The following is a 22,723-nucleotide window of genomic DNA, read 5'->3' on the forward strand; positions in this document are numbered from 1 at the left end:
GTCCGGCCAGCGGCCGAGCCGCCAACGGAAGCGGCGCCCGGCCTCGGTTCCGCCGCTCTCCCGGGAGCCGAGTTCGGGAGCTGGCCCCATGAGCAGAGGGCGGATGGCCGGGTTGGCCTAGCGCTGCACGGCGGTGGCGAGCAGGGCCTCGGCGCCCACGAGCTTGCCGGCCATGCCGGCGGGCAGCCCGTGCCGTCCTCCGAGCGCCTCGGCCGGGGTGTAGACGACGAGGGCCTTGCCGCCGGCTTCCTCGCGCACCAGCACCTTCAACGGCGGCTCCAGCGCGAAATCCGGCGCTGCGAGCATCAGTGGGGTGCCGCCGCGCGGGTTGCCGTAGACGAGGAGCGTGGTGGGCGGCATGTCGAGGCCCGCCGAGCGCGCCGCCTCCCGTTGGTCGATCGCGGCGAAGATCGTGAAGCCGCGGCCCTAGAGGGCGGCGCGCAGCCGCTGCATGATCTCGGCGAAGGAATGGGCGCTGTCGAGCTGCCCGGCTTCGGTCATGTCTTGCTCCCTGGTCGCCGCTGTCGTCGCCAGGCCTGCGGCGAGCACGAGGCCGCAGGCTATACGCCGCAGGATCGGCTGCCGCTGCCGCATGGCCCGCGCTCCGTCAGGCTCCGGCCTCAGCGCGGTGCGGCCTTGTGCGCGAGGAAGTTGCGGATGAGCGGAACCATGACATCGAGCTTGTCCTCCAGGGCGAAATGGCCGGTGTCGAGCAGGTGCACCTCGGCATCCGGCAGATCGCGGCGGTAGGGATGCGCCCCTTCGGCCGGGAAGATTTTGTCGTTTCCGCCCCACATGATGAGCGTCGGCGGCCGGCGCTCGCGGAACCAGGCCTGGACCTTCGGGTAGAGCGGCAGGTTGGTGCGGTAGTCGTAGAGGAGGTCGAGCTGGATGTCGGCATTGCCGGGCCGGTCCAGCAGCGCCTGGTCGTGCACCCAGTTGTCGGGCGAGATGCGGGACAGGTCGCGCACGCCGTCGGTGTACTGGAACTTCGTCGTCTCGAGCGTGACCAGGCCGCGCAGCGCGTTGCGGCGCTCAACCGACCCGTCGGCCCAGTAGGCCTTGATCGGGTCCCAGAACTCGCGCAGCCCCTCGTCATAGGCATTGCCGTTCTGCACGATCAGCCCGGCGACGCGGTCGGGCCGGGCGAGGGCGAGGCGCCAGCCGACGGGCGCGCCGTAATCCATTACGTACATCACGCAGCGCCGCACGCCGAGGCGGTCGAGCAGGCCGCCGACGATCTCGCCAAAGCGGTCGAAGGTGTAGACGAAGCGCCCGCGGTCCGGCATGCCGCTCTGCCCGTAGCCCGGATAGTCCGGCGCGATGACGCGCCAGCGGTCCGCGAGGGCGGGGATGAGGTTGCGGAACATGTGCGAGGAGGTGGGGAAGCCGTGCAGCAGCAGCACGACCGGCGCATCGGCGGGCCCAGCCTCGCGGTAGAAGACCTCGACGCCATCGATCGATGCGGTGCGGTAGTGCGTGACCGGCATGCCGCCGCCCGCCGCCGGCCGGGCCTGGGCCGCCGCCTCGTCCGGCATGGCGAGGCCGGCCGCGACGGTGGCGCCGGCGAGAAGCATCGCCCGGCGCCCCTGTCCGGCGCCCCATGAATCTGACCTGTGCGGCCCCGCATCCGCGTCCTGCCTGCTCATCCTGTCCTCCATTCGCTGGATACGGGGGAGGCTAGGGGCGGCGTCGGCCGAAATCCTTGCTGCAAAGCTGAACAAAACTGAAGATGCGGCGCCGTCGGCGGGCTGCGTTGCCCGGGCGCCGGGTGTCTGACAATCCTGACGGAAGCTGATGCGGATCGAGGACGTGTCGGAGAAGCCGGTTGTGTTGGCATGTGGCCGGGTCGAGGCCGACCTGGGACGGCGGGAGCTTCGCGTGCTCGGCGCCCCGGTCGCGCTCGGCGACCGCGCCTTCGCCATCCTCGCGGCCCTGCTCGACGCGCCTGGGGCGCTCGCTACCAAGGACGAGCTCATGCGCCGCATCTGGCCGGGCGCGGTGGTCGAGGAAAACACGTTGGAGGTGCATGTCTCGGCCCTCCGCAGGGCGCTCGGGCCGGACCGGGCGCTGCTGAAGACGGCCTATGGGCGGGGCTACCGGTTGCTCGGCACCTGGACGATGCGCGGCCCCGGCCTGCGCCACGACGCCGCCCCGGCGCCGGCCGCGGCCGGCAGCCTGCCGCTGCCGCTCTGCGGCATGATCGGCCGCGACATCGCCATCGCGCAGGTCGGCGGGATGCTGCGCGAGCACCGCTTGGTCACCCTCGCCGGCCTGGGCGGAATCGGCAAGACGCGGTTGGCGGTCGAGGTCGCGCGGCGGATGCAGTCGGAATCGCAGGACGAGGTCCGGCTGGCCGAGCTTGCCCCGCTGTCGGACCCGGGGCTTGTGCCTTCGGCCGTCGCCACGGCGGCCGGGCTGCGGCTCGGCGCGGCCGCCCCGGTGGCGGCGACCATCGCCCGGGCGATCGGCGACCGCAGGCTCCTGCTGGTGCTCGACAATTGCGAGCACGTCATCCATGCGGCGGCGGAGATGGTGGAGGCCATCCTCCGCATCTGCCCGAACCTGCGCGTCCTGGCGACGAGCCGGGAGGCGCTTCGCCTTGGCGGGGAGAGGGTGTACCGGGTTCCGCCGCTCGACGTGCCGCCGCCAGGGCTGCAGGAGCCGGGGCGCATCGCCGGGCACGGGGCGGTCGGCCTGTTCGTCGAGCGCATGCGCTCCTCCGGCGCCAGCTTCCTGCCGCAGGACGGCGACCTGCCGGCCGTCGCCGCCATCTGCCGCCGGCTCGACGGCGTGCCGCTGGCCATCGAATTCGCTGCGGCCCGGGCCGGAACGCTTGGCCTCGAGCAGGTCCTGCTCGGGCTCGATAACCGCTTCGAGCTGCTGACCGGCGGGCTGCGGACCGCCTTGCCGCGGCAGCAGACGCTGCGTGCGACGCTCGACTGGAGCTACCGGCTTCTGCCGGAGGCCGAGCGCCAACTACTCCGCCGCCTCGGCGTGATGGCGGGCGGGTTCGGCCTTGCTGCGGCGCGGGCCGTCGCCGGCGAGCGGGAAGGCGATCCGGACGCTGCCGCCGTCCTCGGAGACCTTGGCAACCTCGTCGGCAAGGCGCTCGTCGTGCTGGAGGAGGCTGGGCCCGCCACGCGCTGGCGCCTGCTGGAGACGGTGCGGGCCTACGCGCTGGAGCGGCTCGCCGAAAGCGGGGAGGAGGCGGCGGCGGCGCGGCGCCATGCGGAATTCCTCCGCGACCTCTTCGTGCCGGGCGATGCCGCGCGGCAGTTGCCCTCGACGGTGGAGAGCGCGGCGACCTATGGCCGCGAGCTCGACAATGTCCGCGCCGCGCTCGACTGGGCCTTCTCCGGCACGGGCGATGCTGCGATGGGCGTTGCACTGTCGGCGGCCTACATGCCCTACCTGTTCCGGGCTTCCTCCATGGCCGAGTGCCGCGACCGCGCCGAGCGGGCGCTGGCGCATCTCGCCGGGGCCGGGCTGGACGCGCGGCTCGAGGCGCAATTGCGGATCACATTGGGACTCGCCCTCGTCTACACGACGGACCAGGTCAAGCGGACGGGTGCGATCCTGGCCAGGGCGGTGGAGCTTGCCTCGGGGCTCGCCACGGGGGATGGCGGTGCCGACACGCTGTTGCAGGCGCTCTGGGCGACCTTCATCTACAAATTCAACAACAGCGAGCACCGGGATGCGCAGGCCTTCGCCGAACGCTTCGCGGAACTGGCGCAGCGTAAGGGGGACCCGGCGGATGTCCTGATGGCCGACCGCATGATGGGAACGACCCTGCATTATGCCGGCGGCCAGCCGGAGGCGCGGCGCCGCTACCACCGCTACCTCCGGCACTATGCCGGCCCCTGCGGGCAGCGGCACCTGACCTGGCTGCACTATGACGGGCCGGTTCTCGTCAAGGCGCGGCTGGCACGGGTATTGTGGCTTCAGGGCCATCTCGACCGGTCGCGGACCCTGGCGGAACGGAACATCTGCGAGGCGCGTGCGCAGGATCATCCCATGTCGGAATGCCTGGCGATCGGCGAGGCGGCCTGCCCGATAGCGATGATGGTCGGCGATTTCGATGCAGCCCAACGATACCTGGCGATGCTGGCCGAGATCGCCGGGCGGCATAGCTTCTCCTTCTGGCTCGGCATGGCGCGGTGCCTCGAGGCCAAGCTGCTGATCCGGCGCGGCGAGGCGGCGCGAGGCACCGCCCTGCTGAGCGCGGCCATCGGCTCCTTCGGCGCGGCGCAGCAGTCGCTGCACTATTCGGGCTTCGTCCCGGACTTGGCGGAGGGCCTGGCGGCCACCGGCGATGCCGCGGGTGCCGCCGCGATCATCGAGGAAGCGCTAAAGCGGGCGGAGCGCAGCGGTGTGCGGTGGCACATCCCCGAGCTGCTGCGCCTCAAGGGCGAGTTGCTGCTGCGCTCCCCCGACAATCCGACCGTCCCCGGCGAGGCCTGCTTCGAGGCGGCGATGACGCTGGCGGCGCAGCAAGGTGCGCCCTTCTGGCGGCTCCGGGCCGCGCTGAGCCTCGCCCGCCTTCGGCTTCGGCAGGGCCGGCCGCGCGAGGCGCGCCTGCTGCTCACGCCGGTCCATGCCGGCTTCACCGAAGGCCTCGGGACGGCGGATGTGCAGGCGGCGAGGACGCTGCTCGAGCGCTGTCCGGCGCAGGGCGATGACGGCAAGCTGGACGGTCTCGGCGGGCCGCTGGCCCGGGCCATGTGAGGCAGGGCGCGGCCCACCCTGCGGACTCAGCCGCGCCGGAGGGCCATCTTGGCCGCGACGGCGGCGGAGACGAGAGGTTGCAACAGCACCGGGCGGCGATCCGGCTCCGCCTCGATGGCGCGGGCGGCGGCGGCGGCGGCGATGGCGCCGACCGAGGCGAAGGCCTCCGCCGCCCGGGCCGCGGCGGCCTGGACATCGGGCAGGGCGGGCAGGCTGCGGATATCGGCGATGCTGGCGGCGGCTGCGTCCAGTGCGGCTTCGTCCCGGGCGCGGCAGGCCTCCAGGCCGAACTCCTCCAGCAGGGCGGCGCGGCGGGCGGCATCCAGCGGCTCGGCCGGGCTGTGGGCGACCACCAGGCGGCGGAGCGCGGCCTCCAGCACCTCGGCATGGACGGGACGGGAGATCATGGCGTCGAAGCCCGCCTCTAGGCAGGCAGCTTCCAGACGCGGCTCCCGCTCGCCGGCCAGGGCGACGACCAGCAGGCGGGAAATGGGCGGCGGCCAGCCGCGCAGGCGCTTCACCGCCTCCAGGCGGCGGGCGCCGGGGCAGGCCAGGTCCTGCACCATGATGTCGATCGGGATGCGGCTGACGATCCCGATCGCCTCCTCCCAGTCGGCGGCCAGCAGGCAGCGATGCCCGGCTGCCCTCAACCCCTCGCGGAGCTGGGCGGTGTCGGCCGCGGCGGTACCGGCAAGCAGGATGGTGAGCGGCCGGATGCGTGGGTCGCCTGCCCGTGCCCGGCCGAAATCGACCAGGACCGCGGCCGAGAGGACGGGGAAGCCCGGACCGGCCGCCATGGCGTCAGGCGGCCTCGGCGCGGATCGCATCCGCCAGCGTGCCGTAGAGGCGGTCGATATGCGGCTGCTCGATGATGAGCGGGGGCGAGAGGGCGATGATGTCGCCGGTGACGCGCACCAGCACGCCGGCATCGAAGCACCGGCGGAAGACGTCCGTGCCGCGCGCCCCCGGCTTGCCCGGGCGCGGCGCCAGCTCGATGCCGGCGATCAGGCCGAAATCGCGGATGTCGGTGACGTTCGGCAGGCCCTTGAGGCTGTGCGTCGCCTCCTGCCAGAGCGGCTCGATGGCGCGCGCCCGGCCGGGCAGGTCCTCGGCGCGGTGCAGCTCCATCGTGGCGATGGCGGCGGCGGCGGCCAGCGGGTGGCCCGAATAGGTGTAGCCGTGGAAGAGCTCGATCCCGGCGGCAGCGCCATCGACCACCGTGTCGTAGATGCCGTTCTTCACCGCGACGGCACCCATCGGCACGGCGGCGTTGGTGAGGCCCTTCGCCATGGTGATGATGTCCGGCGTGACGCCCAGCCGCTCGCTGCCGAAATTGGTGCCGATACGGCCGAAGCCGGTGATGACCTCGTCGAAGATCAGCAGGATGCCATGCTTGTCGCAGATGGCGCGGAGGCGTTCCAGGTAGCCCTTGGGCGGGACCAGCACGCCGGTGGAACCGGCGACGGGCTCGACCATCACCGCCGCAATGGTCTCGGCGCCGTGCAGGGCAACCAGGGCCTCCAGTGCATCGGCCCGCTCCACACCATGCTCGGGCAGGCCGCGGGCGAAGAGGTTGGACTCGATGCCGTGGGTATGCGGCAGGTGGTCCACGTAAGGCAGCAGGGCGCCGAACTGCTTGCGGTTGCCGCCGATGCCGCCGACCGACATGCCGCCGAAGCCGACGCCATGGTAGCCGCGCTCCCGCCCGATCAGCCGCACGCGGCTGCTCTCGCCGCGGGCCTTGTGGTAGGCGAGGGCGATTTTGAGGGCGGTGTCGGCGCTCTCCGAGCCGCTGTTGGTGAAGAAGACGCGGTCCATGCCGTCCGGGGTGAGTTCCGCAATGCGGGCGGCGGCCTCGAAGGCGATGGGGTGGCCGAGCTGGAAAGTCGGCGCGTAGTCGAGGATGGCGGCCTGCTGCTGGATCGCCTCCTTGATCTCGCGGCGGCCATGGCCGGCATTGCAGCACCAGAGCCCGGCGGTGCCGTCGAGGATCTCCTGCCCGTCGGCCGTCGTGTAGAACATGCCCTCGGCCCGGGCGAGCAGGCGCGGGTTCGACTTGAAGTAGCGGTTGTCCGAGAAGGGCATCCAATAGGCGTCCAGATTGTTGGGACGCGGCACGTTGATCTCGTTCATCAGGCGGGCTCCGGGCACGGCTCTCCTATGCTAGGCTCGGGGCGAGAGGAGCGGAAGCCATGGATGGAAGCCTGCACGACCGGGATTTCTTCACCTGGACCCGGGAACAGGCGGCGGCGCTGCGCCGGCTGGCGGCGGCGCGGCCGAACCTGTTGGAAGGGCTCGACCTGCCCAACCTGATCGAGGAGGTGGAGGATTTGGGCAGCGAGCAGGTCGACGAGGTGCGGAGCCACCTGCACCAGATGCTGAAGCATCTTCTGTTGGTGGCGGCGATGCCGGACGACCTGGCGGTGCGGCATTGGCGAGGCGAGATCGTCACCTTCCGGCGCGGCGCCATCCGTCCCTACCAGCATTCGATGCGGCGGCTGGTGGCGCCGGAGCTGGAGGGCGAATGGCAGGTGGCCCGCGCCGCGGCCGCAGAGAAGCTCGGCCATCCGTTGCCCGCCTCGCCGGAGGCCTGCCCCTTCACCCTCGACGAATTGCTGGACGAGGCCATGCCGCTCGACGCGCTTCTCGCCCGCCTGACCCCGAAGGACTGACCCATGCCCGAAGGCCGCCTCGTCATCGGCAGCAAGCGCTATTCCTCCTGGAGCCTGCGCGGCTGGCTCGCCGTGCAGCTCGCCGGACTGGATGTGGAAGAGGTGCTGATCGCCCTCGAGGCGGCACCCTCGGCCGCGATCCAGGCGGCGACGCCGACCGGCCTCGTGCCCTATCTGGAGCATCGCGAGGCGAAGGTCTGGGAGAGCATCGCCATCGCGGAGTACTGCGCCGAGCAGGCGCCGGGGCTCTGGCCGGAGGACCGGGTGCTCAGGGCGCATATGCGCGCCATCGCCGCCGAGATGCATGCCGGCTTCCGCGGGGTGCGGCAGGCGATGCCGATGAACCTCGGCCGCGACTTCGCGGGCGGCGGGCGGACAGCTGAGGCGCTGGCCGATATCGCGCGGATCGAGGCGGTCTGGCGCGAGGCGCGGGCGCTCTGCGGTGGCCCCTTCCTCGGTGGGGCGGCCTTCGGCTTGGTGGATGCGATGTATGCGCCGGTGGTGACGCGCTTCATCACCTGGCGGCCGGAGATCCGGGCGGAGGCCTGGGACTATGTCGAGGCGGTCAGGGCGCATCCGCTGATGGAGCGCTGGTATGCGGAGGCGGCGGCCGAGCCGGAGGCCTGGCGGCTCGACAAGTACGAGAACCCGGCGCACGCGCCGGGTGCATGACCACGCCGATCAGGCGGAGCCTCCGCATCTACTACGCGCCGGGACGAGCGGCGGCGCTCGACGGCTTCCATCGGCGATTCCTCGGGCCGGGTGACCTGGGCTTCGATATCGGCGCCCATGTCGGCGACCGGGTGGCGAGCTTCCGGCGGATCGGCGCGCGCGCCGTCGCGGTGGAGCCGCAACCGCGTCTTGCCCGGCTGCTCCGGCTGCTCTTCGGGCGGGATGCGGGCGTCACCCGCGTCGCGGCGCTGGTCGGGGCGGAGGAGGGCGAGGCGGTGCTGCGGCTCAACCGCGCCAACCCGACCGTCGCCACGGCGAGCGAGGCGTTCATCGCCGCCGCCGATGGCGCGCCGGGTTGGGAAGGCCAGCGCTGGGATGCGGCGCTCCGCCTGCCGGTGACGACGCTCGATGCGCTCGTCGCTGCACATGGCCGGCCGGATTTCGTCAAGATCGACGTGGAGGGCTATGAGGCGGCGGCGCTGTCCGGGCTCTCCGTCGCGCCGCGCAGCCTCTCCTTCGAATTCACCACCATCCAACGTGGCGTGGCGCTGGACTGCCTCGCGCGGCTGGCGGCGCTCGGCTACCGGCGGTTCAATGCCTGCCTCGGTGAGGGCATGCGCTTCGCCCATGCGGTGCCCATCGCGGCGGAGGCGATTGGCGACTGGCTCCGCAGCCTGCCGGCCGAGGCCAACAGCGGCGACGTCTATGCCAGCCTCGAGCCCGCGCGCCTCATGGATTGAAGATGAGGACGAGAAAGATGGCGAAGAGCGTCAGGTGCACCGCGCCCGTGTGCGTCGTCGTCCGCGGGCGGGAGAAGGTGAGGGCCGAGAGGATCAGCGTCGTCATCAGCAGCACCATGCCCGTCGGCGCCAGGCCGAGCACCACGCGCTGGCCGGTGGCGAGGCCGATCACCAGCACCGCCGGCACGATCATCCCAAGGGTCGAGGTAGCGGCGCCGAGGCAGAGGTTGACCGCGCGGGTCAGCAGGTTGGCGGCGATGGCGCGCAGCGCGAGATGCCCTCCGGCGTGAAGACCACCGTGGCGATGAGCACGCCGCCCAGCGCCGGCGGAGCACCGAGCAAGGCGATGCCATGGTCGAGCAGCTTGGCGATGCTCTTCGACAGGATGACGATTAGCAGGATGTTCGCCAGCATCAGCACGACATGCGACCAGACGCCGCCTTGCGGCTCCGGAACCGGCGATGCCTCCTCCACCGTCTCCTCTGGATCCATGAAATGGCCGCGGTGCCGCCGGTCTGCAGCGCGATGAAGATACCGTGGAGCATCAGGGTGAAGAGCGAGAAGAAGCCGGCCTGGAACGGGCTCAGCGAACCGTCGCTTGTCGAGGTGGTGAAGTTCGGCAGCACCAGAGCGATGATGGTGAGCGGGATGATGACCAAGAGATAGGCCGCGGCGCCGCGTAGGTTGTGGCTCTGCTCCAGGTGCCGCTGGCCGCCAAGCAGCAGGCCGAGCCCGACCACGCCGTTCAGCACAATCATCGGCACGGCGAACATGGTGTCGCGGCCGAGCGTCGGCGCCTCCTGCGCGCCGAGCATCACCGCGGCGATCAGCGCCACCTCGATGATGACGATGGCAAGCGTCAGGATCAGCGTGCCGTAGGGCTCGCTGAGGCGATGCGCCAGCTCCTCCGCTTCATGCACCACGCCGAAGGCGAGCCAGATGATGACGCCGAGCAGCCAGGCGAAGAGCAGCGCCGCAAGTCAGGGATTGGCCAGGCTGCCGAGCCAGGTGCCGCCGAAAAGTTGGAAGGCGCCGACGCTGCCCCAGTCGAGCAGGAGGTGGAGCACCATCACGCCCCGCTTTCATAGAGCCGGGTGAGCGCAGCGTCATAGCCGGCGAGCGCGCGCGGGCGGCGCCTGCCGCCGAGGGGCGCCAGTCCGGCCAGCGCCACGGCGAGGCGCGTCGCGGCCTGGGTCCCGTCGACCAGCGGCACCGTCACATGCGGTTGCAGCGCGGGGGCGAGCCCGGCCAGCGGCCCGCCGGCGAGGATCAGCACCTCGGCGCCGTCTTGCTCCACCGCCTGGCGGCAGAGGTCGAGGAGGAGGTCGCGGCGCTCCTCCGCCACGCGGCCGGGATCGCCGGCAAAGGGCGGGCCCATGCGGAAGCCGCAGCAACGGCTGCGAAGGCCGTGATGGTCCAGGCAATCCTCGAACATCGGGCGTAGGGCGGCGGTGAAGCTCACCACGCCGAAGCGGCGGCCGAGCATGGCGGCGGCGTGGAAGGCAGCTTCGGAAATGCCGATGACTGGGACATCGAGCAACTCCTTCGCCGCGTCGAGGCCGGGATCGCCGAAGCAGGCAATGATCGCCGCGTCGTACTGTCCCCGCCGGGCGGCCAGGGCAGCGACGGTTGCCGGGCCGGCCAAGAGCCAATCCGCCCGCGTGACGATAAGCGGCAGGCCGAAGGGGGCGGAGACGGCTTCGATTCCGGTACCGAGCGGCGCCACCGCCCGAGCCGCGGTTGCTATTCGTTCCGTGACGCTCTCGGTTGTGTTGCTGTTGACGATCAGGATGCGGGTCATGCGGGAAGCATAACCCGCATCCCCATCAGCTACGACGCACTGGCCCCACGGCAAGCCAGCCGGTGCCGACAGGCATGGCGGTCAGTGGCATGGCGGCGCAGGTGTAGAATGCATGGGCGAGGCCAGCCGCAGGCTCTGCCGCCGGGGCCGCCTCGGCCTGATGGCGCCGGTGCCGCCGCGGAGGATGCTGGCGTTGCCGCTGCACTGCCACACGGCCGAGCAGGGCCGTCGAGCTTGGCGAGGCACCGCAGCCGAGGCCTGGCGAGACCAGGGAGGGGGCAGCTATCTCCGGCGGCGCGGCGCGGCCGGGGCTGGGAAAGGCGAAGCCGGCGGCGAGAACGGCCAGGGGGAGGGCCTTTCGCAGCATAGCAAGGCGTTTAAGATCCATGGGTTGGGGGCTCCCATTGCTGACCCGTCTCAACGACGGCGGCCATATCTCCGGAACGTCGATATCTCTTCCCTGTTCCATCCCGTATCGGTGTAGTCCGGTCATAATTGACCAGGGAACCGATGCCGGTCCCGGCTCTTATCGGGTCCGTCGCGGCCATGTTGTCCGCGACAGGCGGCAAGGGGACCGATGGGCGATGGCACCTCCGACTGACGATGACGAGGTCGATCTGGGCATCAGCCTGGAAACCGTGGCCACGGTGGTAGACCACGCGCGGGCCTTGCAGGGCACCGAGGAGGCCGACCCGGAGCAGCTGTCGGAGGATGACGACAGCGAGGCGGCGTTGCTCCAGGAAGACCCGGACGACATGACCGAGGAGACGCTCACCGCCTTCATCGACGGGCTGAACCAGGACGAGCAGGCGGCGCTGATCGCCCTGACCTGGGTCGGGCGCGGCGATTACGGGCCGGAGGACTGGGAGGAGGCGGTGCGCCTCGCCAATGAACGGAACGAGCAGATGGCTGCGGGCGCTTATCTTCTGCAGATGGACATGCTGGGCGATCTGCTGGCCGAAGGCGTCGCGGCCTTCGGCCTCTCCATCGAGGATGTGGAGCGCTAGGGGCCGGGCCCGGCCTCGCCTGGCAATGACGGCGGCGGCGCGGGACCAGCGCCGCAATCGGTAAGCGTCCCAAGCCTGTCCCCGGCGGGCTACCTTGCGGCTGCGACGACTCCCTCTCGGGAGGCGAACATGCCGGTCAGACCGGCGTGCGGGGCAGGGCGGCGATCTCGCGGATCAGCTTCCGCTTCACGGCGTTGCCGAAGCTCTGGAAATCCTCGGCGACAACGACGAAGGCGCCGGGGCCGCCGATGACATTCTCGCGGTAATACTCGTCAAGCGGCACCGGAGGCATCCGGCCGAAGGTCGGGCGGTCGTTCACGATGGGCAGGCCGTTGATGGTGATGCCCTCGGCTACCACCCGGTCGCGCGCCAGCTCCACCGGGCCGCCGCTGTTGTTCACCCCGTCGCCGGAGACGTCGATTACCCGGCGCGTCGCCTCGAAGGGGGCGTCGTTTAGCACCTTGAGCGAGAAGTCGAGCGCGCCGGAGATCGAGGTCCAGGAAAGCGAGGCGCGGGGCGCCTCGGCCAGGCGCTCGGACCAGCCCTGGGCATCGCCGGCGCCGGCGATCCGGGCCCAGGGCAGCACCAGGCGCTGGTACTCGGCGCCGGCCCATTCGACATAAGCGAGGCCGATGGCGCCCATCATGCCGCCGCGAATCGCCTCCACCACCGCCGGGTCGGCGACGGCGTTGCGGTATCCCTCGCGCTGGAGCCGGGCCTCGTCCTCATCAACCGAGCGGGAGACATCGACGGCGAGGACCAGGAGCACGTCCACCGGCTCGCCCTCGGCGCGGGCCAGGGCGGGCGCCAGGACAGTCGCGGCCAGCAGGGCACGCCGACCGAGCCGGTAGGAAGTGGAGCACGGCACGACCGTCGCCTCCTTGACGCTGGACCGTCATGGAAGCGCGCCCGCGGGCGGCGGTTCAAGCACGAACCGCCAAGAAAATGATTACAGCCCGGCGATCACCGCAGCGGCGACGCGGGCCACATCCTCCTCGGTAAGGTAGGGATGCATGGGCAGGGAGAGCACCTGGTCGCAAAGACGCTCGCTGACCGGCAGCGGCGGCGGGCCGCCCGCGATCCCTTCCGCATGGGCCCCCGCATAGGCCGGCTGGTGGTGCAGCGGCTTCGGGTAGTAGATCGCCGAGGGAATGCCGGCGGCCTTCATGCTGTCCTGGACCCGGGCGCGGGCCGCGGCGTCAGGCAGGCTCACGGTGTAGATGCCCCAGGCACTGCTGGTGCCTGCCGGCACCTGCGGGGTGCGGACCCGCCCGGCGAGATGCGCCTCGTACCAGGTGGCGGCCCGGGCACGCGCCTTCAGCTCGCCCTCCAGCAGCGGGAGCTTGGCCAGCAGGATGGCGGCCTGGATGGAATCGAGCCGCCCGTTCATGCCGGTGCGCTGCACCTCGTAGCGGCTCTTGCCCTCGCCATGGGTACGGAGCGAGCGGTAGAGCTCCGCCCGGCCGGCATCGTTGGTGAGAATGGCGCCGCCATCGCCGTAGCAGCCGAGCGTCTTGGTCGGATAGAAGCTGAGCGCCGTGGCATGGGCATGGGTGCCGAGCCGGCGGTTGCCAAGCACGCCGCCGAAGGCCTGGGCGGCATCGTCGAGGGCGAACATGCCGTGCTTCGCGCAGAGAGCCTCGATGGCTGGCCAGTCGGCCGGCAGGCCGTAGAGGTCGACGCCGATGACGGCGCGGGGGCGAAGACGCCCCTCCTTCCGCACCAGCGCCAGCCGGCGCTCGAGGTCGGCGAGGTCGATGTTGAAGCTGCTCTCCTCCACATCGACGAAGATGGGCGTGGCGCCGAGCACCAGCGGCACCTCGGCCGTCGCCGTGTAGGTGAAGGCGGGGAGGAAGACGGCGTCGCCCGGCCCGATGCCCTCGGCCATCATGGCGATCTGCAGGGCGTCCGTGCCGGAGGAGACGCCCACGGCATGCTTCGCCCCGGAGAATTCGGCGAGCCCGGCCTCGATCGCATCGACCTCGGGCCCCTGGATGAAGCGGCCGTGGTCCAGGATGCGGGCGATGCCGGCATCGATCTCGGACCGGATCAGCGCCTGCTGGGCCTTCATGTCGAAGAAGGCGATGGGGCGGGGTGCGGCTGTGCTCATGCCGGGGGATTAGACCGCCCGGGCGGGCGGGACAAATCAAGGCGCGTATCGAAGCGCAACATCACCTCGGCACGGGCTGACGCCGGCCCCGCAGCAGCAAGGGGCGGAACCGGCCGGGCCGGGCTGCCTTACCCCTAGTTCCTGCCCCCGTCACGGGGACTGCCTGCCGGGGCCGAGGAGAACGCGTGAGCACCCGTATCCGCACCGAAGCCGCCTTGCCGGACACCGTGCAGGAGGCCGTGCCCACGGCCGCGGTAGCGCCCCCGCCGGCGCGGCTGCGGATCGTCCTTGCCGGGGCGCTGCTGGCGATGATGCTGGCGGCGCTCGACCAGAACATCGTCAACACCGCCCTGCCTCGGATGGTGGGTGAGCTCGGGGGAATGGCGCATCTCTCCTGGGTGGTCACGGCCTTCATGCTGACCTCGACCACGACGACGCCGCTCTACGGCAAGCTCTCCGACCTCTATGGCAGGCGGCGGCTGTTCTTCGTCGCCATCTCGCTTTTCCTCGTCGGCTCGCTGCTCTGCGGGGCGGCGCAGACGATGGGGCAGCTGATCGGCTTCCGTGCCCTCCAGGGGCTTGGGGCGGGCGGGCTGCTGGTGCTGGCCCAGGCGGTGATCGGTGATGTGGTCTCGCCGCGGCAGCGGCCGCGCTACCAGGGGCTCTTCACCGGGGCCTTCGCGCTGTCGAGCGTCGCTGGGCCGCTGCTCGGCGGCGTCATCACCTCGGCGCTGTCCTGGCGCTGGGTCTTCTACGTGAACCTGCCGATCGGCATCCTCGCCATGGTGATGATCGCGGTCGGCCTGCGGGCGCCGCCCGCGGGCCAGGCGCGCAAGGTCGACTACCCCGGCACGGTGCTGCTGGCCGGGGCGACGACCGCCCTGCTCCTGCTGCTGGCCTGGGGCGGCACAGAATTCCCCTGGGAATCCTTCGACAGCCTGGCGCTGGCGCTCGGGACGGTGGCGCTGATCGGCACCTTCCTCTGGTGGGAGCTCCGGGCGCCGGAGCCGCTGATTCGCCTCGCCCTGTTCCGCAACGCGATCTTCGCCCGCGGCGTCGCGGTGGGCGGGATGATGACCTTCGCCATGCTCGGCTCCACCGTCTTCCTGCCGCTCTACTTCCAGCTCGTGCTCGGGATGAGCCCGGCCGTCGCGGGCATGATGGTGCTGCCGCAGGTCGTGGGCATGCTGCTCAGCTCGGTGATCGGCGGGCGGATCGTCTCGCGGCTCGGCCGGAACAAGCCCTTCCTGCTGGCCGCGCTCGCGCTGGAGGCGGCGGCGCTGGCGAGCCTCGCGCTCTTCGCCTGGATCGCGGCAGGGCCGGCGGCCTTCCTCGTCTCCATGGGGGCACTCGGGTTAGGCATGGGGATGGGCATGCCCAACCTGACGACGGCGGTGCAGAATGCCGTCGCGCACCGCGAGCTCGGCGCGGCGACGGGGGCGATGGCCTTCGTCCGCTCGCTCGGCGGGGCGGTCGGGGTGGCAGCCTCGGGGACGATCATGGCCTCGCGGCTCTCGGCGGCGCTGGCCGGGGTCGGCGGCGGCCTCGATCTCGGGCGGCTGACCCAGCACGGCATCGAGGCGATGGCAGGGATGAGCCCCGTGCAGCAGGCGGCGGTCGGCGCTGCCTACCGCTCGGCGCTGACGGGTTGCTTCCTGCTCAGCGGCGTGGTCATGACGGCCGCCTTCCTGCTCGTCCTCGGCCTGCCGGAACTGACGCTGCGCAGCAGCCTCGGCGATGCGGAATGAGGGCGGCGCCCTCCGAGACAGCCAGGATCATCGCCATGCCCGCCCCCATCGCTCTCGGCATCATCGGCTTCGGCATCATGGGGGAGCGGCTGCTGCGCGCCGCGCTCGACCATGCGGCGGAGAGCGTGCGGCCGGCCGGGGTCTGGGACCCGGCGGAGGCGGCACAGGGGCGCCTGGCCGCGGTACCCGGCGGGGTGCCGATGCTCGCCTCGGCCGAGGCGGTGATCGCGGCCTGCGACTGCCTCTACATCGCCGCGCCGCCGGCCGCGCATATCCCGCTGGCCGAGGCGGCGCTGGCGGCGGGGCGGGCCGTTTTCCTCGAGAAGCCGCTGGCGACGGACCTGGCCGAGGCGCGGCGCTTCGTCGCGCGGGCGGAGGCGCGGGGCGCCCGGGCAGCGGTGAACTTCCCGATGGCCTCCTCGCCGGCGGTGCGGCAACTCTCGGCCTGGCGCGAGGGGCTGCGGCCGGAGGCGCTGGAGATTGAGGTCGGCTTCGCCCGCTGGCCGCGCGGCTGGCAGAGCGATGCGGCGAGCTGGCTGGCGCGGCGGGCGGAGGGCGGCTTCACACGCGAGGTGATCTCTCACTTCCTATTCCTCACCAGGCGGCAGCTCGGGCCGCTCGCGCTCGAGGAAGCCGCGGCCGACTACCCGCCGGGCGACGGGGCCGAGACCGCGATCCGCGCCCGGCTACGGGCCAGCGGGGTGCCGGTGCGGCTGACCGGCGGTGTCGGGACCACGCCGAAGGACGACCACAATGCCTGGACGTTGAACGGGGCGATCCGGCTGCGCGACTGGTCCTTCGCCGAACGGCGTGGGGCGGACGGGGCCTGGGCGCAGGCGCCGGACGCGTTGCCGAACGAGCGGATGCGGCCGCTGGTGCTGCGCGATCAGTTGACCGGGGTCGCGGCGATGACGAGGGGTGAGCCGCACAGCCTGGCAACGCTGCGCGAGGCGCTGGAGGTGCAGGAGGTGGTGGAGGCGATTCTGGCGGCCGGTCCGCGCGCCTGAGGGCCTGGCACCGGCCTTGGCCGAACACGAAGCTCGCGCGTTCCCCGGGGGCACACCGTCCGGCCTGGAGGAATGCCCATGCCCAATGATGCCTGCGGCTGCTGCGGCGGCCTGCTCCATCGTCCCGCCGCCTCAGGGCGCCGCGCCGTTCTGGCTGGCGGCGCTTTGCTGGCCAGCCTGGTCCTGCCGCCCAGCCTTGCGCGGGCAGCCGACCCGGTGCCGAAGACCGACCTTACCCCGGACGCGGCCCTCAACCTGCTGAAGCTCGGCAACGACCAGTTCCGTACGGAGGCACCCTTCCGCAGCGTTCAGGGCCGCGAGCGGCGGGTGGAGCTGGCGCGTGGCCAGGCGCCCTTCTGCGTGCTGGTCGGCTGCTCCGACAGTCGGGTGCCGCCCGAATTGCTGTTCGGCCGCGGCTTGGGCGAGTTATTCATCGTCCGCAACGCCGGCAACACGATCGACACCGCGGCGCTCGGCAGCGTCGAATACGGCGTCGGCGTGCTCGGCTGCCCGCTGATCGTGGTGCTGGGGCACGAGGCCTGCGGCGCCGTGGCCGCGGCGGTGGACGTGGTCCAGCGGAACGCAACCTTCCCCGGCGTGATCGGCGAGATGATCCAGCCGATCATCCCCGCCGTGCTCGCGGCCCGCCGCCCATCCGGCGAAGTGGACCTGAACGATGCCGTGGTGGCGAATGCCAAGCGCGTGGCAATGCGTCTGAAGGCGCAAAGCCCGGTGGTGCAGCAGCTGCTGCGCGAGGGCCGGCTGAAGATCGTCGCCGCCCGCTATGACCTCGACGATGGGGATGTGGACTGGTTCGAGGAGGCCTGAGCCTGCTCGGAAGGCCGGCGCCGCACAGGCCTACTGCACCTTTCGCGCGTCCTCCCCTTCGGCATTGTGGGTGAACTCGGGCACCAGCCGCCCAAGCTGCGCCAGCGCCGCCCGCGTGTTGCCGGAGCGGCTGCTGGCCGCGATCTCGTCGATGGCGCGGCCGACGAGCGCCGGGTCGGCGGTGCGGGGCGTCGCCATCAGCAGGCCGCGGAAGTCGGTCGGGCGGGGCGGCTCCTGGCCATGGAACAGCTCCTCGTAGAGCTTCTCGCCGGGGCGGAGGCCGGTGAAGCGGATATCGACATCCTCCTCCGGCCGCAGCCCGGCGAGGCGGATCATGCGGCGGGCGAGGTCGACGATCTTCACCGGCTTGCCCATGTCGAGGACGAAGATGCCGCCCTCGGCCAGCTCCTTTGGCTGGTCCTCGCGGTCCTCGGCGCCGATGACCGAGGCCTGGAGTACGAGGCCCACCGCCTCGCGCACTGTCATGAAGTAGCGGCGCATGTCGGGATGCGTCACGGTCAGCGGCCCGCCACGCTCCAGCTGGCGGCGGAACAGCGGCACGACGGAGCCGGTCGAGCCGAGGACATTGCCGAAGCGGACGGTGACGCAGCGCATGCCGCCCTGGGCGCGGGCCTCACGCTCGAGCGCCTGGCAGTACATCTCGGCTAGGCGCTTGCTGGCGCCCATCACGCTGGTCGGGTTCACCGCCTTGTCGGTGGAGATGAAGACCATCGCCTTGCACCCGACGGCGCGTGCGGCATCGGCGACGATGCGGGTGCCGAGGGCATTGGTCTGCAGCCCCTCCAGCGGGTCGTTCTCGACCATCGGGACATGCTTGAGCGCGGCGGCGTGGAAGACCAGCTCCGGCCGAAGCTCCTCCATCAGCCGGCGCATGCGCGGCTCGTCGCGGATATCGGCCAGCACGGCGCGGCGGGGAACGTCCGGGTGGCGCTCGCGGAGCTCCAAGTCGATCTCGTAGAGGGCGAATTCTCCATGGTCGAGCAGGGTGAGCTGGGAGGGGCCAAGCGCGGCCACCTGCCGGGCCAGCTCGCCGCCGATGGTGCCGCCGGCGCCGGTGACGAGAACGCGGCGGGCCTGGATGAGGCGGGCCATGCCCTCGCGGTCGAGTGGCACCTGCGGCCGGTCGAGCAGGTCCTCGATCAGCACGGGGCGGAGCTGGATGGGCGCCGCCTCCTTCGCCTGCAACGGATCCTCGGCACGCCGCGCGGCGGGGTCGAGGCTGGTGATGGAGGGGGCGCGGCGGACCGGGACGCCATGGCGGTCGGCGACATCGAGCAGCCGCTCGAGGGCAAGGCCCTGGACGTGGGCGGTGGTGAGCACGATCAGGGCGGGCAGCCGGTTCTCGTCGCGCATCCGGTCGAGCACGGCCGGGATCTCATCCGCCGTGCCGAGGATGGGGTGGCCCTGGATGCGCCGCCCCGCCTGGCGCGAGCGCATGGAGAGGATGCCGACGACGCGGTAGCCCGGGCTCCGCTCCTGGGCGAGGCCGCGGATGAAGAGGTTGGCGCCATCCCCGGCGCCGACCAGCAGCACCGGCTGGGCGGTGCCGACGCCCTCCGGCCCGCGCCGGCCGTGATGCAGCCGCCCGGCGACGCGGGGCGCGCCGAGCAACAGGCCAAGGGTGAGGGCATGGATCGCCGGGAAGGCCGGGTTGGGCGGCACCCAGGCGCCGAACATGTGCAGGCCGCCCGAGAAGAGCATCGCCCCGAGCGCCGCAGCAACGGCGATGCCGATGAGGTCGGGCAGGCCGGCATAGCGCCAGTATTGCTGCGGCAGCCGTACCGGCAGCCCCGCGGCGAGCAGGGCCAGGGCCGCGCCGGGCAGGGCGAGCAGCCACCATGCCAGGGCGGCTGGCTCCGGCGGCCAGGCGCTGGGCGCGGCCAGCAGCATCGCCGCCGGCAGGGCGAGGGCGGCGATCAGGCTGTCGAGCAGCAGGTTCAGCAGGATTCGGTGCGGCGCGCGGCGAGCCATGGCGCCGCTATAGGACGGGCGCCGCCGCTTGGCTATCGACGGTTGGGAGAGCGAGCCGCCGGTAGAGGGCGACGAGGCGCTCCGCCTCGGCCGGCCAGCCATAGCGGGTGCTGGCGGCAAGGCGGCCGGCGCTGCCGAGGCGGGCGCGGAGGCCGGGCTCCGCCAGTGCCCGGATGGCGGCGGCGATGGCGCCGGGGTCGCCGGTCTCCACCAACCGGCCGCATTCGGCTTCGCGGATGATCGCCGCGACCTCGGTGGCGAAGGCCGGGGCGATGACCGGCAGGCCGGCCAGCATCGCATCGAACAGCTTGTGCGGCAGGGCGAGCTGGTGGTTGCGCTCGCCCGGCTGGAACAAGACAAGGGCGATATCGGCCTCGGCCATGAGCGCCAGCGCCTCGGCATGCGGGCGCCAGCCCAGGCATTCGATGCGGGGGGTGAGGCCGAGCCGGGCGGCCTCGGTGGTGAAGTCGCCCTCCGACCCATCGGTGAAGCGGCCGATGAGGCGGAGGCGCGTGTCGGGCGGCAGCAGGGTGAGGGCGGCCAGCAGCTGCGGCCAGCCACGACTGCGGGTCATTGCCCCGGCATGGGCCAGGGTGAGGGGGCCGGGGCGGTGCTCGCGGGGGGCGAGGGTGACGGGAAGGGCATAGTTCCGCACCGCGACGGTGCGGCGGGGGGCGGCGAAATCCTCCGCCAGCCCGTCCTTCGCCACCACCACCGCATCGGCGGCGCGGGCGGCAAGGCGGCAGGCGAGGCGGAGCAGGGATCGGGCCGGCGGACGGAGGGGGCGAGGGAGGCGGGAGTCGAGGCGGGAGGGGTAGTGCTCATGCACGTCGAGCACGACGCGGGCGCCGCTCCGGCGCGCGGCCCAGAGGGCGGCGAGCCAGGCATCCGGCTCGCTGGCATGCAGGATGCGGGCGCCGCTCGACGCCGCGCGGCGGGCGAGCCGGGGCAGGTTGAGCAGGCGCCCGCGCCAGCCGGGGGGGCGGCGATAGGTCTCGATGGCGACGCCGGCAATGCGATCAGGGGCATCGGCGGGGCCGGGGGCGAGGTGGCGGACCCGCCAGCCCGCCGCGGCCAGCGCCGCGGCCTCCTTGCGGACCACGCGGATATCGTCCGGCGGATGGGCGGCGGAGAGCATCAGGATCATGCGGCGCACCAGTCCTGTTCGGCGAGATGGACGGCCATGCGGGCGCCGGCCTTGCCGTCCCAGAGCGGGATCGGCCGGGCGCGTGGCCAGTCGCCGGCGAGGACGGTGGCGACCGCACCGGCAAGGTCCGTGGCGGGGACCAAGCGGCTGGAGCCGGCCTCGAGCGTCACTGGCCGCTCGGTGCTTGGGCGGAGGGTGAGGCAGGGCAGGTCGAGTACGGCGCTTTCTTCCTGCACCCCGCCGCTATCGGTGGCGACCAGCCGGGCCCCGGCGAGCAGGGCGAGGAAATCCGGATAGGCCAGTGGCGGGAGCACCGTGATGCCCGGCGGCAGGGATAGGCCATGCGCAGCGAGACGGGCGCCGGCGCGGGGATGCATCGGCCAGGCGAGGGGCAGTTGCCGGGCGGAGTCGGCGAGGCCGTCGAGCAGGGCCGCGAAGGCATGCCGGTCGTCGACATTGGCAGCGCGGTGCAGGGTGACGACGCCATAGCCATGCGGGGCGAGGTCAGGCGGCAGCGGCCGGGCGCGGGCGGCGGGAAGCTGGCGTAGCAGCGTGTCGATCATCGCATTGCCGATGGCGCGGACCTCGCGGTGCCCCTCCGCGGCGAGGCGGGCAGCGCTGGCTTCGTCGGGCGCCCAGTGGTGGGTGGCGATGGCGTCGATGGCGCGGCGGTTGATCTCCTCTGGCATGTCGGCATCGGCGCAGCGGAGGCCGGCCTCCAGGTGGAGCAACGGCAGGGCCAGCTTGCGGGCAGCCAGGGCCGCGGCGAGGGCGCCGTCGACATCGCCGGCGACGACCACGGCGGCGGGGCGGCGGGCCTGCCAGCACTCCTCTGCCGCCATCATGGTCCGGCCGGTGAGCGCGGCATGGCCGCCGCCCGCGATGCCGAGGCTGATCGCCGGCTCCGGCAGGCCGAGGCCATGCAGATGGTCGCCGAACAGGACCGGGTCATGGTGCTGGCCGGTGTGGAGCAGGACGGGGCGGAGGGGCAGACGGGCCTCGGCGAGGGCGTGCCAGAGGGCGGCGAGCTTCGGCAGGTTGGGCCGGGCAGCGGCGACCAGGTGCAACTCCCTCATGCGGCGGCCTCGACCAGGGTGCAGAAGCGGTCGGCGAGCAGGCGGCGGTCCCAGCGCTGCTCGGCCTGATGCCGGGCGGCGCGGCCGAGCGCGGCGCGGCGGGCCGGGTCGGCGGCCAACGCATCGAGCGCGGCGGCCAGGCCAGGGGCATCGCCGGGCGGGGTGACGAGGCCGCAAGGCCCGTCCTCCAGCAGGCGGGCGGCGCGGCCGGGGCTGTTGGCGACGACAGGAAGGCCCGCCGCCAGGTAGTCCATCAGCTTGTTCGGCGCGGTCCATTCGGCAAAGGCGGGGACCGGCGCCAGGCATTGCAGGCCGATCTGGCTGCCGGCGAGCAGCCCGGCGAGGCGCAGCTTCGGCAGCGGGTCGAGGAAGTGGAGGTTGCGCAGACCGGCGGCTTCGGCCTGGAGGCGGCGCTTCTCCGCGCCCTCGCCGACCAGCAGTAAATGCAGGCGCGGGTCCCGCACCCGGGCGGCGGCCTCGACCAGCTGGTGCAGGCCATTGGCCGGGCCATGCGCGCCGGCATAGGTGGCGAGCACTGCATCGGGCGGGATGCATCCGGGCCGCCAGGGAGGCACATGCGGGCCGAAGAGATGGAGGTCGCAGCCATTGGGCAGCACCTCGACCAGCCGGGCGCCGTGGGCGCGGGCGGTCTCGGCCATGCCCTCGGAGAGGGCGATGACGGCGCGCGCCTGGCGGCAGGCGGCATCGGCCAGCCGGTCCATCGCCCACCAGAGGCCGGGGCTGCCGAGGCCCATCGCCCGCGGCAGCTCGGGCCAGGGGTCGCGGATCTCGAAGATGAAGGGCAGGGCGCGCAGCCGCCGCGCGAGCAAAGCGGGGAGGGCGACGCTCAGCGGCGTCGAGCTGGCCAGCGCCAGGTCGAAGCGGCCGGAGAGCGCCAACCCGGCGGCGCGTCCGGCATAGCGCAGGAAGGCGCCGGCCCGCTCGCCGAGGCCCTGGCGGTTGCCGCAGGGGACGGCGAATTCGACGACGCGGAAGGCATCGACCGAACCCTCGCGGCGGCCGCGATGGAAGGGGCCGGCGAGGCCGGTCTCGGCGCCCTCATAGCCGCCGCAGGCGAGCGTCACCTCATGGCCGCGCGCGGCGAGCGCCCGGGCCATGGCGAAGCTGCGCGTCGCCGTGGCGCCGCCGGGCGTCGAGAAATGCTGGTGGAGGTAGAGGATGCGCACTCAGCGCC

Annotated in this window: 24 protein-coding genes; 8 read left to right on the forward strand and 16 right to left on the reverse strand. The window is 72.4% G+C overall.

What is annotated here, in order from left to right:
• Positions 1 to 117: 117 nt before the first annotated feature.
• The 3 genes from JMJ56_RS03000 to JMJ56_RS03010 are packed head-to-tail and all read right to left on the reverse strand — an operon-like array spanning position 118 to position 1,649.
• Positions 118 to 411 carry a DUF302 domain-containing protein gene (locus JMJ56_RS03000; protein ID WP_328702292.1) on the reverse strand — a complete coding sequence of 98 codons (294 nt, stop codon included), beginning with the start codon at positions 409 to 411 and terminating at the stop codon, positions 118 to 120.
• Between the two features lie 15 nt (positions 412 to 426).
• Positions 427 to 594: a hypothetical protein gene (locus JMJ56_RS03005; protein ID WP_202830108.1), complete on the reverse strand. Its 168-nt coding sequence runs from the start codon at positions 592 to 594 to the stop codon at positions 427 to 429.
• 26 nt (positions 595 to 620) lie between these two features.
• Positions 621 to 1,649: an alpha/beta fold hydrolase gene (locus tag JMJ56_RS03010; RefSeq protein ID WP_236037396.1), complete on the reverse strand. Its 1,029-nt coding sequence runs from the start codon at positions 1,647 to 1,649 to the stop codon at positions 621 to 623.
• A 148-nt stretch (positions 1,650 to 1,797) separates the two neighbouring features.
• Between JMJ56_RS03010 and JMJ56_RS03015 the strand changes: the two genes are divergently transcribed.
• A complete protein-coding gene (locus tag JMJ56_RS03015; RefSeq protein WP_202830109.1) occupies positions 1,798 to 4,728 on the forward strand; it encodes an ATP-binding protein in 2,931 nt (976 codons plus the stop codon).
• Between the two features lie 26 nt (positions 4,729 to 4,754).
• On the opposite strand, the gene JMJ56_RS03020 is transcribed toward JMJ56_RS03015, so the two are convergent.
• On the reverse strand, positions 4,755 to 5,525 hold the full coding sequence (locus tag JMJ56_RS03020) for a response regulator (protein ID WP_202830110.1): 771 nt from the start codon (positions 5,523 to 5,525) through the stop codon (positions 4,755 to 4,757).
• Between the two features lie 4 nt (positions 5,526 to 5,529).
• Positions 5,530 to 6,861 carry an aspartate aminotransferase family protein gene (locus JMJ56_RS03025; RefSeq protein ID WP_202830111.1) on the reverse strand — a complete coding sequence of 444 codons (1,332 nt, stop codon included), beginning with the start codon at positions 6,859 to 6,861 and terminating at the stop codon, positions 5,530 to 5,532.
• Positions 6,862 to 6,920: 59 nt separating this feature from the next.
• Between JMJ56_RS03025 and JMJ56_RS03030 the strand changes: the two genes are divergently transcribed.
• Genes JMJ56_RS03030 through JMJ56_RS03040 form a run of 3 tightly spaced genes read left to right on the forward strand, consistent with a single transcriptional unit; the run spans position 6,921 to position 8,812 of the window.
• A complete protein-coding gene (locus tag JMJ56_RS03030) occupies positions 6,921 to 7,400 on the forward strand; it encodes a DUF29 domain-containing protein (protein ID WP_202830112.1) in 480 nt (159 codons plus the stop codon).
• 3 nt (positions 7,401 to 7,403) lie between these two features.
• Complete coding sequence (locus tag JMJ56_RS03035) at positions 7,404 to 8,072, forward strand: glutathione S-transferase (RefSeq protein ID WP_202830113.1); 669 nt, start codon at positions 7,404 to 7,406, stop codon at positions 8,070 to 8,072.
• Entirely contained in the window at positions 8,069 to 8,812 is a 744-nt protein-coding gene (locus JMJ56_RS03040) for an FkbM family methyltransferase (protein ID WP_202830114.1), read from the forward strand. The genes JMJ56_RS03035 and JMJ56_RS03040 overlap by 4 nt, the downstream gene beginning before the upstream one ends.
• Here JMJ56_RS03040 and JMJ56_RS03045 read toward each other — a convergent pair.
• The 5 genes from JMJ56_RS03045 to JMJ56_RS03065 form a co-directional block, all read right to left on the reverse strand.
• A complete protein-coding gene (locus JMJ56_RS03045) occupies positions 8,802 to 9,005 on the reverse strand; it encodes a hypothetical protein (RefSeq protein WP_202830115.1) in 204 nt (67 codons plus the stop codon). The genes JMJ56_RS03040 and JMJ56_RS03045 overlap by 11 nt on opposite strands.
• Positions 9,006 to 9,052: 47 nt before the next feature.
• Positions 9,053 to 9,226, reverse strand: coding sequence for a hypothetical protein (locus JMJ56_RS03050; protein ID WP_202830116.1), 174 nt, complete (start codon positions 9,224 to 9,226; stop codon positions 9,053 to 9,055).
• Entirely contained in the window at positions 9,226 to 9,783 is a 558-nt protein-coding gene (locus tag JMJ56_RS03055) for a hypothetical protein (RefSeq protein ID WP_202830857.1), read from the reverse strand. The genes JMJ56_RS03050 and JMJ56_RS03055 overlap by 1 nt, the downstream gene beginning before the upstream one ends.
• A 98-nt stretch (positions 9,784 to 9,881) precedes the next feature.
• Positions 9,882 to 10,613: an aspartate/glutamate racemase family protein gene (locus JMJ56_RS03060; RefSeq protein ID WP_202830117.1), complete on the reverse strand. Its 732-nt coding sequence runs from the start codon at positions 10,611 to 10,613 to the stop codon at positions 9,882 to 9,884.
• Between the two features lie 25 nt (positions 10,614 to 10,638).
• Positions 10,639 to 11,001, reverse strand: a complete 363-nt coding sequence (locus tag JMJ56_RS03065) for a hypothetical protein (protein WP_202830118.1) — start codon at positions 10,999 to 11,001, stop codon at positions 10,639 to 10,641.
• A gap of 196 nt (positions 11,002 to 11,197) precedes the next feature.
• Between JMJ56_RS03065 and JMJ56_RS03070 the strand changes: the two genes are divergently transcribed.
• Positions 11,198 to 11,620 (forward strand): DUF3775 domain-containing protein, encoded by a 423-nt coding sequence (locus tag JMJ56_RS03070; protein WP_202830119.1) that lies wholly within the window; start codon positions 11,198 to 11,200, stop codon positions 11,618 to 11,620.
• A gap of 136 nt (positions 11,621 to 11,756) precedes the next feature.
• On the opposite strand, the gene JMJ56_RS03075 is transcribed toward JMJ56_RS03070, so the two are convergent.
• Complete coding sequence (locus JMJ56_RS03075; RefSeq protein ID WP_202830120.1) at positions 11,757 to 12,488, reverse strand: DUF1194 domain-containing protein; 732 nt, start codon at positions 12,486 to 12,488, stop codon at positions 11,757 to 11,759.
• An 81-nt stretch (positions 12,489 to 12,569) separates the two neighbouring features.
• The gene (locus tag JMJ56_RS03080) at positions 12,570 to 13,730 is read right to left on the reverse strand and encodes a DegT/DnrJ/EryC1/StrS family aminotransferase (protein ID WP_202830121.1); all 1,161 of its coding nucleotides are present in this window, start codon (positions 13,728 to 13,730) and stop codon (positions 12,570 to 12,572) included.
• Positions 13,731 to 13,915: 185 nt separating this feature from the next.
• On the opposite strand from JMJ56_RS03080, the gene JMJ56_RS03085 reads away from it, so the two are divergent.
• From JMJ56_RS03085 to JMJ56_RS03095, 3 genes are all read left to right on the forward strand, one after another.
• Positions 13,916 to 15,478, forward strand: coding sequence for a DHA2 family efflux MFS transporter permease subunit (locus tag JMJ56_RS03085; RefSeq protein WP_328702249.1), 1,563 nt, complete (start codon positions 13,916 to 13,918; stop codon positions 15,476 to 15,478).
• A gap of 35 nt (positions 15,479 to 15,513) precedes the next feature.
• Positions 15,514 to 16,485, forward strand: a complete 972-nt coding sequence (locus JMJ56_RS03090; protein ID WP_202830122.1) for a Gfo/Idh/MocA family protein — start codon at positions 15,514 to 15,516, stop codon at positions 16,483 to 16,485.
• Between the two features lie 78 nt (positions 16,486 to 16,563).
• Positions 16,564 to 17,313 (forward strand): carbonic anhydrase, encoded by a 750-nt coding sequence (locus JMJ56_RS03095; protein WP_202830123.1) that lies wholly within the window; start codon positions 16,564 to 16,566, stop codon positions 17,311 to 17,313.
• Between the two features lie 30 nt (positions 17,314 to 17,343).
• Here JMJ56_RS03095 and JMJ56_RS03100 read toward each other — a convergent pair whose 3' ends face one another.
• The 4 genes from JMJ56_RS03100 to JMJ56_RS35200 are packed head-to-tail and all read right to left on the reverse strand — an operon-like array spanning position 17,344 to position 22,715.
• Positions 17,344 to 19,305: a polysaccharide biosynthesis protein gene (locus JMJ56_RS03100; RefSeq protein WP_202830124.1), complete on the reverse strand. Its 1,962-nt coding sequence runs from the start codon at positions 19,303 to 19,305 to the stop codon at positions 17,344 to 17,346.
• 7 nt (positions 19,306 to 19,312) lie between these two features.
• Positions 19,313 to 20,452, reverse strand: coding sequence for a glycosyltransferase (locus JMJ56_RS03105; RefSeq protein ID WP_236037483.1), 1,140 nt, complete (start codon positions 20,450 to 20,452; stop codon positions 19,313 to 19,315).
• Positions 20,449 to 21,528 (reverse strand): UDP-N-acetyl glucosamine 2-epimerase, encoded by a 1,080-nt coding sequence (locus tag JMJ56_RS03110; protein WP_236037397.1) that lies wholly within the window; start codon positions 21,526 to 21,528, stop codon positions 20,449 to 20,451. Before JMJ56_RS03110 ends, JMJ56_RS03105 begins: the two co-directional genes overlap by 4 nt.
• Positions 21,525 to 22,715: a glycosyltransferase family 4 protein gene (locus JMJ56_RS35200; RefSeq protein ID WP_202830126.1), complete on the reverse strand. Its 1,191-nt coding sequence runs from the start codon at positions 22,713 to 22,715 to the stop codon at positions 21,525 to 21,527. Before JMJ56_RS35200 ends, JMJ56_RS03110 begins: the two co-directional genes overlap by 4 nt.
• Between the last annotated feature and the right edge of the window lie 8 nt (positions 22,716 to 22,723).

The sequence above is a fragment of the Belnapia arida genome, from assembly GCF_016773205.1.
Classification (GTDB): Bacteria; Pseudomonadota; Alphaproteobacteria; order Acetobacterales; family Acetobacteraceae; genus Belnapia; species Belnapia arida.

Bases quoted from the DNA above. Each gene is read 5' to 3' on its own strand.
- JMJ56_RS03005 (WP_202830108.1), bottom strand. From the start codon at position 594: ATGCGGCAGCGGCAGCCGATCCTGCGGCGTATAGCCTGCGGCCTCGTG.
- JMJ56_RS03010 (WP_236037396.1), bottom strand. From the start codon at position 1,649: ATGAGCAGGCAGGACGCGGATGCGGGGCCGCACAGGTCAGATTCATGG.
- JMJ56_RS03015 (WP_202830109.1), top strand. From the start codon at position 1,798: ATGCGGATCGAGGACGTGTCGGAGAAGCCGGTTGTGTTGGCATGTGGC.
- JMJ56_RS03020 (WP_202830110.1), bottom strand. From the start codon at position 5,525: ATGGCGGCCGGTCCGGGCTTCCCCGTCCTCTCGGCCGCGGTCCTGGTC.
- JMJ56_RS03025 (WP_202830111.1), bottom strand. From the start codon at position 6,861: ATGAACGAGATCAACGTGCCGCGTCCCAACAATCTGGACGCCTATTGG.
- JMJ56_RS03030 (WP_202830112.1), top strand. From the start codon at position 6,921: ATGGATGGAAGCCTGCACGACCGGGATTTCTTCACCTGGACCCGGGAA.
- JMJ56_RS03035 (WP_202830113.1), top strand. From the start codon at position 7,404: ATGCCCGAAGGCCGCCTCGTCATCGGCAGCAAGCGCTATTCCTCCTGG.
- JMJ56_RS03040 (WP_202830114.1), top strand. From the start codon at position 8,069: ATGACCACGCCGATCAGGCGGAGCCTCCGCATCTACTACGCGCCGGGA.
- JMJ56_RS03045 (WP_202830115.1), bottom strand. From the start codon at position 9,005: ATGATCGTGCCGGCGGTGCTGGTGATCGGCCTCGCCACCGGCCAGCGC.
- JMJ56_RS03050 (WP_202830116.1), bottom strand. From the start codon at position 9,226: ATGCTGGCGAACATCCTGCTAATCGTCATCCTGTCGAAGAGCATCGCC.
- JMJ56_RS03060 (WP_202830117.1), bottom strand. From the start codon at position 10,613: ATGACCCGCATCCTGATCGTCAACAGCAACACAACCGAGAGCGTCACG.
- JMJ56_RS03065 (WP_202830118.1), bottom strand. From the start codon at position 11,001: ATGGATCTTAAACGCCTTGCTATGCTGCGAAAGGCCCTCCCCCTGGCC.
- JMJ56_RS03070 (WP_202830119.1), top strand. From the start codon at position 11,198: ATGGCACCTCCGACTGACGATGACGAGGTCGATCTGGGCATCAGCCTG.
- JMJ56_RS03080 (WP_202830121.1), bottom strand. From the start codon at position 13,730: ATGAGCACAGCCGCACCCCGCCCCATCGCCTTCTTCGACATGAAGGCC.
- JMJ56_RS03090 (WP_202830122.1), top strand. From the start codon at position 15,514: ATGCCCGCCCCCATCGCTCTCGGCATCATCGGCTTCGGCATCATGGGG.
- JMJ56_RS03095 (WP_202830123.1), top strand. From the start codon at position 16,564: ATGCCCAATGATGCCTGCGGCTGCTGCGGCGGCCTGCTCCATCGTCCC.
- JMJ56_RS03100 (WP_202830124.1), bottom strand. From the start codon at position 19,305: ATGGCTCGCCGCGCGCCGCACCGAATCCTGCTGAACCTGCTGCTCGAC.
- JMJ56_RS03105 (WP_236037483.1), bottom strand. From the start codon at position 20,452: ATGATCCTGATGCTCTCCGCCGCCCATCCGCCGGACGATATCCGCGTG.
- JMJ56_RS03110 (WP_236037397.1), bottom strand. From the start codon at position 21,528: ATGAGGGAGTTGCACCTGGTCGCCGCTGCCCGGCCCAACCTGCCGAAG.